We start from the raw sequence: 13,376 nt of genomic DNA, 5'->3' as shown, positions 1-13,376 counted from the left end.
GGGGCTCGGGGCCCGAGGTTCTCCGGAGGCGGCCGGGCCGATGCCGCGCCTCACCGTTCTCCCGGGCCGGGCTTTCCCCGGCCTCCGGGCCGAGAGGTATCGCCCGGTTTCGGCGGTCAATGCCTTTCCCGGTGTTCTTGGGAGCCGAAGAAAGGTCAATACAATTCGTCTGATGTCGACGACGCCCAGGACGAACGCCGTGCCGCGACCGGTGCCCCGGCCCGCGCGGGCCGGGGCACCGGTCGCGCGGGCCGCCCGGCGCGTCGTCGGCCTGGCGGCGGGGGGCGTGACGGCCGTCGCCGAGCTCGGTTTCCTGTGCGTCGCGGGCGGGCTGTTCGCGGTCCTGGCGGTGTGGCCCGCGGGCCGCCGCGCCGCCCGGCGGTTCGCGGAGGCGGGAACGGCGCGGCTGGTCGCGCTGGAACGCGCCCGGCTGGCCGCCTGGTTCGGCCACGACACCGGCGGGGTGCCGGTGCGGGGCGGGTACGGCTACCTCGCGCTGCGGGCGGCGTTCGGCACGCTCGCGAGCTGCGTGCTCTTCGCCGGTCTCTTCGTCGGGCTGCTGTTCCTGTCCGGCGGCGTCGGGGAACTGCTCTCCGGGGGGTCGTCCCCGGTCCCGCTGCGTTACCCCGGCGTGCGCCTCACCGTCGACAGCGGGCCGCTGGGCACCGCGTACGGGCTGGTCCTGCTGGCACTGTCCGCGCTGTGGGGCGCGGCGACGGTGGCCGCGGAGCGGCGGCTGGCGGCGTACTTCGCCGGGCCGGGGGAGCGGGAGGCGATGCGCCGCCGCATCGCGGAGCTGACCGCCACCCGCAGCGGCATCGTGCGGGCCGTCGACGACGAGCGGCGGCGCATCGAGCGTGACCTGCACGACGGTGTCCAGCAGAGGGGGGTGGCCCTGGGGATGCTGCTGGGCCGGGCCCGGCACGGGACCGACCCGGCCGCGGTCGCCGCCCTCGTGGACCAGGCGTACGCGGAGTCACGCCGCCTCCTCGACGAGCTGCGCGGCGTGGCCTGGCGGATCTACCCCGCCGCGCTGGACGAGCTGGGCCTGCGCGACGCCCTGGCCGGGGTGGCCGAACGGGCGGGCGTGCGGGTGACCGTCCGGTACGACCTCGCGGAGCGCCCGGTGTCCGAGATCGAGACGGCCGTCTACTTCGTGGTCCGCGAGGCCATCGCCAACGCCGCGAAACACGCGGACGCCCGGAGTGTCCTGGTGGTCCTGAGCGAGGACGAGCACATGACGACCGTGGAGATCACCGACGACGGCCGGGGCGGAGCGGATCCCGCCGGTGGCGGGCTGTCCGGGCTGGAGCGGCGGGTTCTGGCGCTGGACGGCGCCTTCGAGGTGGACAGCCCTCCCGGCGGCCCGACCAGGATCACGGCGACGTTGCCCCTCGGCGGGTCCGAACGCCGGGAGCCGTCATGCGGCTGATCCTCGCCGACGACTCCGTGCTGTTCCGCGAGGGCCTGGTCCGCCTCCTGGAGGAGGCGGGGCATGAGGTGGTGGCGGCGGTGGGCGACTCCGCGGGGCTGATCGAGGCCGTGGACGAGCACCGGCCCGACGTGGCGATCGTGGACGTGCGAATGCCGCCGGGCCAGGCCGGTGAGGGGCTGCGGGCCGCGCTGACGATCCGGGAGCGCCGGCCGGAGGTGGGCGTGCTCGTGCTGTCGCAGTACGTCGAGACGGCCTACGCCGCACGGCTGCTCGCCGGGACGCCCGAGGGGCTGGGCTACCTGCTCAAGGACCGGGTGACCGAGCTGGGAGAGTTCCTGGAGTCGCTGGAGCGGGTCCGCGCGGGCGGGGCGGTCTTCGACCCGGAGGTGGTCCGGCGGCTGCTCGCCCGTACCACCCGCACCGACCCGCTGAGCAAGCTCACCCGGCGGGAGTCACAGGTGCTGGAGCAGCTGGCCCAGGGGCTCGTCAACGCCGCGATCGCCGAGCGCCTGCACGTGTCGCAGAGCACGGTGGAGAAGCACGTCAACGCGATCTTCGACAAGTTCGGGCTGTCCCGCACCCCCGGCTACAGCCGCCGTGTCCTGGCCATCCTGCGCTACCTGGACGGCTGATCCCCGGTACCTGGCGCGGGCTCCCGGCGCGCCCGTACCAGGTGGCCCATCCGTACCAGGACCAGGACCACGCAGGCGCCGGTGGCGAGGACGAGCCAGATCATGAAGGACAGGTAGAGATAGGCCACATGCGTCCAGGTGGTGTCCTTTCCCCTGGCCAGCACCCCGAAGACGTCGGTGATCGTCAGGCACAGCACCCCCGGCAGCGCGTACGGCAGCAGCCGCGCCGCCGTCCGCCACGCCGGGCGACCGGCACGCCGCGCCGCCCACCGGCGGGAACGGGCCAGCCCGCGGCCCGCCAGGAGGAGCGTCACGGCGGCGGCCAGCGCCATGGCGATGTCGACGACCAGGCTCGGGGGGACCGAGGGGGGCGCCTCGGGCTCCTCCCCCTCGGCCATGGCGACCAGCGCGTCCGCGACGGCGTCGCTGTCGCCGTACGCCGTGCCGGTGTTGGCCATGACCACGACGCCGTACCCCGACCGGGGCAGGAGCGTCTGCTGGGCCGTCGCGGTGAGCAGGTCGCCGCCGTGCCCGACGACCGGTGAGCCCTTCGCGGTCGTGCCGATCGCCCAGCCCAGGGCGTAGGAGTCGTTGATCCTGGACGGGGTGCGCATCTCCGCGACGCTCGCGGCGGAGACGACGCGGACGCCGCCGGGACCGGCCCCCTCGCCGTTCTGCATGATCATCCATTGGGCCATGTCCCTCGCGCTGCTGATCACCCCGCCGGAGCCGTTGCCGAACCCCGGGGGCTCGGGAAGGGCGAGCGTGGCGCCGAGCAGGTGGAGGTGGCCTCGCGCGCTCGCGGGGAGGTCGCGCTCGGTGTCGACGGTGGTGCTGTTCCGCATGCCGAGCGGGCCGAACACGTGCGTGCGGAGGTAGTCGGCGAAGGGTGTGCCGCTCGCCACCTCGACCAGCCGCGCGGCGACCTGGAAGTTGGTGTTGTGGTAGCTCCACCGCGTGCCGGGGTCGGCGGCCAGCCTCGCACCCCTGAGCCGCGCGACGGCCTCGCGGAGTGATCGGGGCTGGGGTTGGCTCCTCTCGGGAAAGGCCTCGTCGGCCATGCCCGAGGTCTGGTCCAGCAGCTGGCGTACGGTGACGCGGGCCGCTCGCGGGTCGGCCATCGCGAACTCGGGGAGCCGGACGCGCACCGGCTCGTCGAGCCTGACGACTCCCTTCTCCACCAGTTGCATGACAGCCAGGGAGGTGAAGGACTTGCTGAGCGAGGCGATCGCCATCGGGGTGTCCGCCGTGACGGGATCGCCGGAGGCGGTGCGGCCGTATCCGGCGACGTGGACGACCCGGTCCCCCTTGGTGACGGCGACCGCGACCCCCGGCAGGCCGGTCGCCTCCCGGTAGGCGTTCACGAAACGGTCGACGGACACGGGATCGATCTCCCGGGTGGCGTGACCCGTTCCCTCCGGTGACGTCGTCGCCGACGATGCCGCCGAGGAAGCCGCCGAGGAAGCCGCCGTCAAGGAGGCCGGCGGTGGCGCCGCCTCCGACGGCGCCGAGGAGAACGGGGGCGCCGCGAACGACGCCGGCGGGAACGAGGTCGCCGACGATGACGCCGACGCGAGCGGGGCCGACGGGAACGACGCCGACGCGAACGACGCCGGCGGGAACGCGGTCGCCGTCAGGAGGGCCGTCGCGAGTATGACGGCGCGGGCTCTCGGGCGGCCGACGGCGAGGCGCCGGGGGAGCGGACCATTTTCGATCTTGAATGCGGGCACCAGTCGACGCTACGAACACCGCCCCGCCCGGACCATTGGGAGATCCCTCCGCGTTCCCCTGCGAAAAACCACAGGTTCCCCAGCGCCGGAGCACCCGCCGCGCCGTACCTCCCGCCGGTGGCGGGCGACCCGTCACCAGCGGGAAACCCCCGGCGGCGGACAGCCTCCACGCGGCGGGGGACCCTCGGCGGCGGGCACTTCTCGCCGACGGGAACCCCCTCGGCGGCGGCGAGCGAAACATCGGACCGTTCCAAGATATGTATCGACCAGCGGCCCCCGACCGGCTCTCCTGTCGGTCTCTGCCGGTCGATCTATCACGCAAAGCCGCTCGACAAGCATATTTTTGCGAAAAGAAGTAGAAACATTGCGGACATCCAGCCGCCATCTTATGGTGTGCACAACGCCGTTCATCGATCTCCCCGGTGACGGCGGTAGCCTCTCCGCCCCCCACCCGGCTGGATCGTGATGACCGCATGCCCCGCCGGCCGCGGCGATCCGGCCCCGCGTGACGAAGGGTCAGCCGATGAAGACATCCGATCAATCTGTCAGCCGCTTACGCCATACCGGGCGACGCGTCCAGCTCGTCCTCGCGCTCCTGCTGGCCGCCCTGTGCTGGGCCGGAGCCCAGGCACCGCTCCCGGCGCGCGGCGCGGCCGTCCCAGAGCAGTCTTCCAACGTCCACCTGTTCTACTACTCCTGGTACGGCAACCCCCAGACGAGCGGTGAGTGGCGGCACTGGCAGCAGGGCGGCCACACCCCGCCGGGCGACGTGGGCGCCGACCTGTACCCCAGCCTGGGCGCCTACGACTCGGGCGACTACGCGGGCGCCGTCACCAGGCACATGCAGTGGATCAAGCAGGCCGGGGTCGGCGTCATCGTCTACAGCTGGTGGGGCCGCGACAGCTTCGAGGACAGGCTCACCCAGGGCGTGATGGACGCCGCCGCGCAGTACGGCGTCAAGGTCGCCTGGCACCTGGAGCCCTACGGCGGGCGCACGGCGGCCTCCACCGTTGAGGACATCCGCTACATCAACACCCGCTACGGCTCCCACCCGGCCTTCTACCGTGACGCCGAGCACGGCGACCGGGCGGCGTTCTACGTGTTCGAGAGCCTGAGGATCACCGACTGGGCCGCGCTCGACCAGGTCACCGCGGGCAACATCGTGCTCGCCCAGACCACCGACACCTCGAAGATCGCGCACTTCTCCGGCATGTACACCTACGACGGGATCGCCGGCGCCACCGCCCCCGGCTGGGCCAACGCGAGCGCGTACGCCAAGCAGAACAACCTGATCTGGGCGCCCTCGGTGGCCCCCGGCTACATCGACGACCGCGCGGTGCCCGGCAACACCACCCCGACCCTGGGCCGCGCGGGCGGCGCCACCTACGACCTGGAGTGGTCCAACGCCCTCGACCCGGCCAAGGGCGGCCTGCCGACCTGGGTCTCCATCACCTCGTTCAACGAGTGGCACGAGGGCAGCTCCATCGAGCCCGCGGACTCCACCCCGCCCGCCGGGTTCGGCTACCAGACGTTCGAGGGCGCGTACGGCAAGACGGGTGCCGCGGCGGAGAACGCGTACCTGGACCGGACGAAGTACTGGGCGACGGAGTTCGAGACCCGCAGAGCCGGCGGCACGCGGGACACCCAGCCCCCGACCGCGCCTGGCGCCGCGCGCGCCGTCCCGGCGTCCAGCACGAGCATCACGGTGGGCTGGAACGCGGCCACCGACAACGTCGGGGTGAGCGGCTACGACGTCTACCGTGAGGCGGGCGCCACCGACGTCAAGGTGGGCAGCACCGCCGGGACGTCGTTCACCGTCACCGGCCTCACGCCGTCGACCTCCTACAGCTTCTACGTGGTCGCCAGGGACGCCGCGCAGAACACCTCGCCGCCCTCCGGCACGGTGACCGCGACGACCGGGGCCCCGCCCGGCTGCTCCCCGGGCACCGGCGACCTGGCCCGCGGCAAGTCGATCAGCGCGAGCAGCACCACGCAGAACTACGTGGCGGCCAACGCGGTCGACGGCAACGCGAACACCTACTGGGAGAGCGCCAACCACGCCTTCCCCCAGTCGATCACCGTCGACCTCTGCGCGCAGGCCACCGTCGGGCGCGTGGTGCTGAAGCTGCCGCCGTCCAGCGCCTGGGGCACGCGCACCCAGACGCTGTCGGTGCTCGGCTCGTCCAACGGCACGACCTTCGACACTCTCGTGTCGTCGCGGGGCCTCACCTTCGACCCGGCCACCGGCAACACCGCGACCGTCACCTTCCCGGCGACGACGAAGAGGTACGTGCGGCTGAACATCACCGGCAACACGGGCTGGCCCGCCGGGCAGCTCTCCTCGTTCGAGGTCTACTCCTCCTAGCACCCCCCGTGTGACGCCTCCGGCCGGACCGGCACCGAAGCGGTGCCGGTCCGGCCGGAGCGCGCCCCGCCAGGCCGCTTCGAGGCCGGGCCGTGCCCAAGTCAGCCCGTGTCGAAGAGTCGGGCCGTGCCGGGATCAGGCCGCGTCGAGGCGGGCCAGCTCCTCGGCGGACAGCTTCACGTCGACCGCGCCGACCGAGTCGCGGATGGTCTCCGGGCGCGAGGAGCCCGGGATCGGGATCACCACCGGCGCCTTGGCGAGCATCCACGCCAGGCACACCCGCTGCGGGCTCACCCCGTGGGCCTCGGCGACGTCCGCGAACACGGCGAACCGCGAGCCCAGCTCGCCGGCCTGCGAGATCCCGCCCAGCGGGCTCCACGGCAGGAACGCGATGCCCAGCTCCGCGCACAGCTCCAGCTCGGGCTCGCTGGAGCGGAACGACGGCGAGAACTGGTTCTGCACGCTCACCAGCCGCCCGCCGAGGATCTCGTTGGCCAGCCGGATCTGGCCGGGGTCGGCGTTCGAGACACCCGCGAAACGGATCTTGCCCGCGTCCAGCAGGTCGCGGATCGCCCCGACCGACTCCGCGTACGGAACCTTCGGGTCCGGCCGGTGGAACTGGTAGAGGCCGATGGCCTCGACGCCGAGGCGCGCGAGCGACGCGTCGCAGGCCTTCCTCAGGTGGTCCGGCGAGCCGTCCAGCGTCCAGGAGCCGTCGCCGGGACGCACGTGGCCACCCTTCGTGGCGATCAGCACGTCGGACGTGTCGCCGCCGTAGCCGGCCACCGCGCGGGCGATCAGGGACTCGTTGTGGCCGACCTCGTCCGCGCCCACGTGGTAGGCGTCCGCGGTGTCGATCAGCGTCACGCCCGCCTCCAGCGCGGCGTGGATCGCCGCCACCGAACGCTGCTCGTCGGGGCGCCCCTCGATCGACATCGGCATGCCGCCGAGACCGATCGCACTGACCTGGACGTCGCCGATGCGGCGTGTCTGCATGAGAGTTCCTCCTCGGGATCGGTTGGTACAGCTTTCACCCTCTCCTGCCCCCGATTAAGCTGTCCAATAGAAGAAACTGATGTCTTTGAGCGGTCCTGGTGATGAATCGTGGAGCTACGGCAGCTGGAGTACTTCGTCGCCGTCGCCGAGGAGTGCCACTTCACGCGGGCGGCCAACCGGCTGCGCGTCGCCCAGTCGGGCCTGTCGGCCTCGATCCGCTCGCTGGAGCGCGAGCTGGGCGCCTCGCTGTTTTTGCGCAGCACCCGGCAGGTCGAGCTCACCCCCGCGGGAAGGGCGCTGCTGGTCGAGGCCCGCCGGGCGCTGTCGGCGACCGACGCGGCCAGGGACGCCGTCGCGGCGGTACGGGGCCTGCTGCGCGGCAGCCTGGCCATCGGCTCGCTGCAGTGCCTGCACGCGGTGCACCTGCCGGCCGTGCTCGCCCGATTCCTGGCCACGTACCCCGGCCTGGAGATCCGGCTGCGCCAGGGCGGATCCGGGGAGCTGGTCGAGCAGGTGCGCGCCGGACGGCTGGACCTGGCGTTCGTCTCCCGGCCGTTCCGCCGCGCCGACGACGTCGTGGTCGGGCCGCTCGCGGACGAGCCGCTCGTGCTCGCCTGCGCGCCCGATCACCCGTTCGCGGGCAGGGAGAAGGTCGAGGTGCCGGAGCTGCGGGCGGAGCGGTTCGTGGACTTCCAGCCCGACTGGGGCACCCGGGACCTGGTCGACGACGTGTTCGCCGCGGCGGGCGTCGAACGCCACGTCTCGCTGGAGGTGAACGACGTGCACTCGCTGCTCGACCTGGTCACCTTCGGGCTCGGCGTCGCGCTCGTGCCCCGGTCGTTCGCGGTCAAGACCGACCGGGTGCGCTTCGTCGGGCTCGCCGGGGCCGTACCGGCCTGGGAGACCGTCACCGTGACGGGCGACCCGACGAGCGCGGCGGCGGCCGCGCTGCTGCGCGAGGTCCACGCGGCGAGAGGCGGCCCGGTCGCGACCGAACCGGTCACTTGAGCGTGTAGTAGAGGCCGATCTTGCCCAGCTCCGCGGTGGGGCCGTCCGCGAGGACGCGCACGGCCTTCCCGCGCAGGTCCAGCAGGACGACCTTCGTGGTCTTCCCCTCGGTCGCGGTGCCGAGGAGGTGACGGTCGCCCATCCAGCCGCTGAGGGTCGTCCCCTTCGGGATCGGGACGACGGCCTTGCGCTTCGCCGTGGTGGCGTCCCACACGCAGATGTCCCGGCGCTCCTCCTGGCAGCGGGTCGTGAAGACCGTCCCGAGTGAGGTGGTCCTGACGTCGTCCCTGACCAGCTCGCCCACCTTCGGGACCGTTCGCAGCGGCGTGCCGTCCAGGCGGTAGAAGCGGACCGACCCGTCCGGCCCGGAGTGGAGGACCGAGGCCGCGTCGGCGCCCCAGACGTAGTCGGAGCGGTGGTCGTCGTCCCGCACCCGGAAGACGCGGGCCGTGCGCGAGACCGCGTCCACGATCACGAAGCCCCTGGAGCGCTGCTCCTCCTCGAATCCCTCGTAGATCGTCAGCAGGATCCTCGTCCCGTCGCGGTCCCAGTGGGGGCTGGAGGTCATCAACGGGGCGTCGACGGTCCTGATCCGGGTCTCCGGTTCCCCCTTCGGATCCACCAGCCGGATCAGGTCGAACCCCTCCAGCATGAACTTGTTGTCCGGGTTGACGGCGACGCGCGCCCCTCCCGGGGCGGCCACGGCGGTCATGAACGTCCCCAGGAACCTGAACTCCGCGGTGTCGCCCTTCCGGAGGAAGACGGGGGAGCCGCCGGCGTTCTCGCGCGAGTCCCGGTAGGTGGTGACCCACTCCGTGTCCGCGGGGTTCTCCCTCAGGGTGATCTTCGTTCCGGGGATCCGCAGGTCGGTGGTGGAGGTGGTGGGCATCGTTCCGATCGCCGGTCTCGCGGGCGGGGAGGGGGTGCCCTCCGCGCCGCCCGCGACCACCTTCGCGGGCTCCTCCGTCCCCGCCGCCCGGACCGCGAGGACCGCGCCGCCGGAGACCGCCGCGAGCGCCAGCGCGGCGAGGGCGGCGACCACCGGGCGCGAGGCGCGCCGCCGGGCCGGCGGGGGAGCGGCCTGCTTGCGGCCCTCACCGAGCACCTCCTGGCCCGATTCGTACGACGGCCGCTCGGCCGGATGGCCCAGCAGCCGCAGCAGCGCGGGCATGGCCGCCGGGCGCGCCCGCGGGTCCTTGGCCAGGCACTCGGACACCAGCTCGCGCAGCTCGTCGTCCAGGGAGTCCGGGGAGTCCGGGGAGTCCGGGGAACCGAGCACGGGCTCGGCGTTCAGGATCCGGTGGATCACCGCGGGCAGCGGGCTCGTCCCGAAGGGCGGTTCCCCCGTCGCCGCGCACACCACCGTCGCCGCCCACGCGAACAGGTCGGCCGACGGCCCCGCGTCGCGCCCGTCGAACTGCTCGGGCGCCATGTACGGAGGGGTGCCGACCAGGTGGTCGGAGGCCGTGGAGACGGCGTCCAGCGCGCGGGAGATGCCGAAGTCGATCACCCGGGGGCCGTCGCGGGCGAGCAGCACGTTCGCGGGCTTGAAGTCGCGGTGCACGACGCCCGCCCGGTGGATGGCGGCCAGCGCGGTGACGGTCCCGACCGCGAGCCTGCGCAGCTCCGCCCCGCGCAGCGGTCCCCGCTCGTCGAGGACCTGGGCGAGGCTGGGCCCGTCGACGTACTCGCTGACGATGTACGGCATGCCGTCGGCCTCGCCGTGCCCCAGCACCTGCGCGGTGCAGAACGCCTCCACCCGGCGGGCCAGCTCGATCTCGCGGTGGAAGCGCGCCAGGGTCTGCTCGCCGCCGCCCCTGCCGAGCACCTTCACCGCGACCCGGGCCCCGGCGGGGGACTCGGCGAGGTACACCGTCCCCTGCCCGCCGCGGCCGAGCCTGCCGGTGACCCGGTGCGGCCCGATCCGCTCGGGATCGCCGGGCGCCGGGGGGAGGACCCTGGTCATCCGGCCGTCACGGTGAAGCTCAGGAGGGCGGTGTCGCCCTTCTCGAGGTCGGCGAGCACCCGGACGGACTTGCCGTACAGGTCGACCACCTCGATCTTGGAGCCCTTCTTGACGGGGGTCTGCAGGAGCAGGTGGTTGTTGTTGAACCAGCCCACGAACCGGGTCTCCTCCTTGATGTCGAGCGTGTAGCGCCGGTTGCCGCTCACCGAGTCCCACACGCACATGGTGTTCCCCTTGGGGCATATCGTGGCGAAGAGCGCGCCCGAGGGGGAGAACCAGGTGGTGTTGAGGGGCTGGCCGACCCAGTGCATCGTCCGGGTGGCCTGACCGTTCGGGCCGTAGAAGTCGACCCCGTGGCTCTTGCCGTCGTAGTACCCCCGCGCGACCGAGCCGTCCGGCGCGAACGTGGAGGGAAGCGTGTCGGAGCCGACCGACTCGGTGCGCACGTGGGTGGCCCTGCGCGCCGCCACGTCCACCACCACGAACCCGTCGGACTTCTCCTCCTTCGTGTCCCGCACCGACAGCAGGACCTTGGAGCCGTCCTTCGACCACACGGGGTTGTGCCCCTCCTTGGGCCGCTCGACGGTCGGGACGTCGAACTGGGTGCCGTTCCTCAGGTCGTGGATCCTCAGGTAGTCGAAGGACGAGTCGGCGAACTTCCCGATCGGGTTCAGCGCCACCAGGTCGCCCTGCGGCGACAACACCGGTTGCATGGTGCTGGCCACCTGTTTGAACGTCGCCTTCCCCTTCTCCCTGGCGAACGAGGCGAAGGGCGCCTTGATGTTCACGTAGCCGCCCAGCTTGACCGGGTCCTTCGCGTTCTCGTGCAGGGTGATGCCCGTCCCCGGCAGCTCGTTGTCCTCGGTGGTCTTCTCCACCGACTCCCAGGGCGCCGTGGTGACGTTCGGGCTGAGCTGGGGCTGGGGGGTGAAGGCGGGGGCGAGCGCGCCCGGCGCGGTGCTCCCGGCCGGGCGCGGGGCGGCCGCGGGCTCCGGATCCCCCGACAGCGCCAGGTAGACCGCGCCACCGGAGACGAGGGCGACGGCCAGCGCGCCCGCGACCAGCAGCACGGGCCGGGCACGCCCCCGCAGCGGCTGGGTGGAGGGGGTTTCCGGCGCGGGGGCGGGGGGATCGGGGGGCGCCTGGTCGGAGGTGAGGAACCCGCCGACCAGGCGGAGCAGGGCGTCGCTCGCGGTCGGCCGCGGCGCGGGCTCCTTGGCGAGGCAGGCCGTGACCAGCCCGCGCAGGTCGTCGGGGAGCGCGCCGAGGTCGGGCTCGTCGTTGACGATGCGGTTGACCGTGCCCGACATCGTCCCCGCGTCGAAGGGGGAGCGGCCCGAGGCGGCGAAGACAATCGTCGCCCCCCACGAGAACAGGTCCCCCTCGGGCCCGGGGGAGGTGCCCATGAGCCTCTCCGGCGAGCTGTAGGCGGGGACGTCCACCTTGCGGGTCGTGCTGGACGCGGTCGCCTCCAGCGCCCGCGCCATGCCGAGGTCGATCACCCGCGGCCCGTCGGGGCCGAACACCACGGCGCCGGGACGCAGGTCGCCGTGCACCGTACCCGCCTGGTGCAGGGCGACCAGGGCGGTCATCGTCCCGACGGCGAGCCGGTGCAGCGAGGCCGCCCCCAGCACGCCCTCGGAGGCCACCGCCTCCTCCAGCGTGGGGCCGTCGACGTACTCGCTCACGATGTACGGCCTGTCGCCGTCCACCCCGCCGTCCAGTCCGCTGTCCAGCACCTGCGCCGTGCAGAAGGCGGGTATCTCGCGCAGCGGCTCCATCGCCTCCCGGAACCGCTCGGGACTCACGTCCGCGGGGAGCAGGCGCACGACCACCCGGTCTCCCGAGGGGGCCGTGGCGAGATAGACGTCCTCCCCGAGGCGCCCCACGATCTGGTACTCGTCCACGCGTTCGGGATCCCCCGCCCGTACGGGGGCGATATCGGGCATGGTCTGGCTTCCTCTCCGAGGAGTCCATTTGAGATCACCAATTATGAAGATTTACTCGCCTAAAGTGGAGAACTCTGGAGAAGAGATGCGGACTTCTCCGGGCGCCGCACACCGGCTCGCCGCGCGGAGTGCGTGTCTCACTGCGGGGAACGACCCGGACGTGAAAAGCTTGAACATTCACAGACCGGCCGGTCGCGGTTGAAGGGAGCGAACTTGCGCATTGTTCAGGCGATGGGCGAACAAGCCGATGGTCAGAGCCTGGATCACCGGCAGGCGGGGCCCACCGTGGTCCGCATGCTGGTGGGTGCGCAGCTCCGGCGGCTGCGGGAGAACGGCCACATCACGCGCGAGGAGGCCGGGGAGGCGATCCGCGCGTCGCATTCCAAGATCAGCCGTCTGGAGCTGGGGCGGACCGGCTTCAAGCAGCGCGACGTGGCCGACCTCCTCACCCTCTACGGGGTCGTCGTCGACGCCGAGCGAGCCCCGCTGCTGGCCCTGGCCGCGGAGGCCAACCGGCCCGGCTGGTGGCACGCCTACGGCGACGTGGTCCCCTCCTGGTTCGACTCCTACCTCGGGCTGGAACAGGCCGCCTCCCTCATCCGCGGCTACGGGGTCCAGTTCGTCCCCGAGCTGCTGCAGACCGAGGAGTACGCCCGCGCCCTCATCCGGCCCGCCTGCGCGGGTGCCCCGGAGTCCGAGATCGAGCGGCGCGTCGCCCTGCGGATGGAGCGCCAGCGGCTCCTCACCCGGACGGAGCCCGCCACCCTCTGGACCGTCGTCGACGAGGCGGTGCTGCGCCGCCCCGTCGGAGGCTCCAAGGTGCTGCGGGCCCAGCTACAGCGCCTCACGGAGATAGCCGAGCTCGGCCACGTCACCCTTCAGATCATGCCGTTCAGCGCCGGAGCGGCCGCCGCGGCGACGGGCCCCGCGACCATCCTGCGTTTTCCCGAGGGCGGCCTGCCCGACGTGGTCTACCTCGAACAGCTCACCGGCGCCCTCTACCTGGACAAGCTCACCGACGTCGAGCGCTACTGGCGCGTCATGAACCGCCTGGGGATCGAAGCCGAGCAACCGTCCGCGACGACGTCCTTCCTGCACCGCATCCTCAAGGAGACCTGACCTCCCGCGAGGCGGGCCCGCGTCACGTCCTCGGAACGTCCGCGAGGCGAGGGACGACTGCTTTCCCGCACCGCGTCCTCGAAGGGACCCCGACACCCGCGAGGCGGCGAGGAGCGCTCGCGCCGTTCCCCGGCGCCACGTGATGCCGCTTTCCCCGAGCGGGGGGATAATACGGA

The 13,376-nt window shown here is 72.7% G+C and carries 9 protein-coding genes; 5 read left to right on the top strand and 4 right to left on the bottom strand.

The genetic code is table 11. The annotated features are described in order from the left end of the window. The first annotated feature begins 172 nt into the window (after positions 1-172). Both AC5L38_RS38645 and AC5L38_RS38640 read left to right on the top strand, forming a co-directional pair. Positions 173-1,432: a sensor histidine kinase gene (locus AC5L38_RS38645; protein WP_495247776.1), complete on the top strand. Its 1,260-nt coding sequence runs from the start codon at positions 173-175 to the stop codon at positions 1,430-1,432. Continuing rightward, positions 1,423-2,067, top strand: coding sequence for a response regulator transcription factor (locus tag AC5L38_RS38640; protein WP_495247775.1), 645 nt, complete (start codon positions 1,423-1,425; stop codon positions 2,065-2,067). Before AC5L38_RS38645 ends, AC5L38_RS38640 begins: the two co-directional genes overlap by 10 nt. Here AC5L38_RS38640 and AC5L38_RS38635 read toward each other — a convergent pair. Continuing rightward, positions 2,052-3,449: a serine hydrolase domain-containing protein gene (locus tag AC5L38_RS38635; protein ID WP_495247774.1), complete on the bottom strand. Its 1,398-nt coding sequence runs from the start codon at positions 3,447-3,449 to the stop codon at positions 2,052-2,054. The genes AC5L38_RS38640 and AC5L38_RS38635 overlap by 16 nt on opposite strands. 871 nt (positions 3,450-4,320) lie before the next feature. Here AC5L38_RS38635 and AC5L38_RS38630 point away from each other — a divergent pair. Continuing rightward, entirely contained in the window at positions 4,321-6,162 is a 1,842-nt protein-coding gene (locus AC5L38_RS38630) for a discoidin domain-containing protein (protein WP_495247773.1), read from the top strand. A 135-nt stretch (positions 6,163-6,297) separates the two neighbouring features. On the opposite strand, the gene AC5L38_RS38625 is transcribed toward AC5L38_RS38630, so the two are convergent. Next, complete coding sequence (locus AC5L38_RS38625; RefSeq protein WP_495247772.1) at positions 6,298-7,158, bottom strand: aldo/keto reductase; 861 nt, start codon at positions 7,156-7,158, stop codon at positions 6,298-6,300. Positions 7,159-7,266: 108 nt separating this feature from the next. Here AC5L38_RS38625 and AC5L38_RS38620 point away from each other — a divergent pair, with 108 nt between their 5' ends. Beyond that, positions 7,267-8,166 (top strand): LysR family transcriptional regulator, encoded by a 900-nt coding sequence (locus AC5L38_RS38620; RefSeq protein WP_495247771.1) that lies wholly within the window; start codon positions 7,267-7,269, stop codon positions 8,164-8,166. Here AC5L38_RS38620 and AC5L38_RS38615 read toward each other — a convergent pair. Both AC5L38_RS38615 and AC5L38_RS38610 read right to left on the bottom strand, forming a co-directional pair. Continuing rightward, positions 8,159-10,132: a protein kinase domain-containing protein gene (locus AC5L38_RS38615; protein ID WP_495247770.1), complete on the bottom strand. Its 1,974-nt coding sequence runs from the start codon at positions 10,130-10,132 to the stop codon at positions 8,159-8,161. The two genes, AC5L38_RS38620 and AC5L38_RS38615, sit on opposite strands and share 8 nt — an antisense overlap. Continuing rightward, a complete protein-coding gene (locus AC5L38_RS38610; RefSeq protein WP_495247769.1) occupies positions 10,129-12,081 on the bottom strand; it encodes a serine/threonine protein kinase in 1,953 nt (650 codons plus the stop codon). The genes AC5L38_RS38615 and AC5L38_RS38610 overlap by 4 nt, the downstream gene beginning before the upstream one ends. A 231-nt stretch (positions 12,082-12,312) precedes the next feature. Here AC5L38_RS38610 and AC5L38_RS38605 point away from each other — a divergent pair, with 231 nt between their 5' ends. After that, entirely contained in the window at positions 12,313-13,200 is an 888-nt protein-coding gene (locus AC5L38_RS38605) for a Sco1979 family transcriptional regulator (RefSeq protein ID WP_495247814.1), read from the top strand. Positions 13,201-13,376: the final 176 nt, after the last annotated feature.

It is taken from the genome of Streptosporangium nanhuense (assembly GCF_059358815.1).
The sequence above is the reverse complement of the archived record's forward strand: the minus strand, read 5'-3'. Positions and strand labels throughout refer to the sequence as shown.

What these genes read in the sequence shown, in the direction of transcription:
- AC5L38_RS38645 (WP_495247776.1), top strand. Translation starts at nt 173, where the DNA reads ATGTCGACGACGCCCAGGACGAACGCCGTGCCGCGACCGGTGCCCCGG.
- AC5L38_RS38640 (WP_495247775.1), top strand. Translation starts at nt 1,423, where the DNA reads ATGCGGCTGATCCTCGCCGACGACTCCGTGCTGTTCCGCGAGGGCCTG.
- AC5L38_RS38630 (WP_495247773.1), top strand. Translation starts at nt 4,321, where the DNA reads ATGAAGACATCCGATCAATCTGTCAGCCGCTTACGCCATACCGGGCGA.
- AC5L38_RS38625 (WP_495247772.1), bottom strand. Translation starts at nt 7,158, where the DNA reads ATGCAGACACGCCGCATCGGCGACGTCCAGGTCAGTGCGATCGGTCTC.
- AC5L38_RS38615 (WP_495247770.1), bottom strand. Translation starts at nt 10,132, where the DNA reads ATGACCAGGGTCCTCCCCCCGGCGCCCGGCGATCCCGAGCGGATCGGG.
- AC5L38_RS38610 (WP_495247769.1), bottom strand. Translation starts at nt 12,081, where the DNA reads ATGCCCGATATCGCCCCCGTACGGGCGGGGGATCCCGAACGCGTGGAC.
- AC5L38_RS38605 (WP_495247814.1), top strand. Translation starts at nt 12,313, where the DNA reads ATGGGCGAACAAGCCGATGGTCAGAGCCTGGATCACCGGCAGGCGGGG.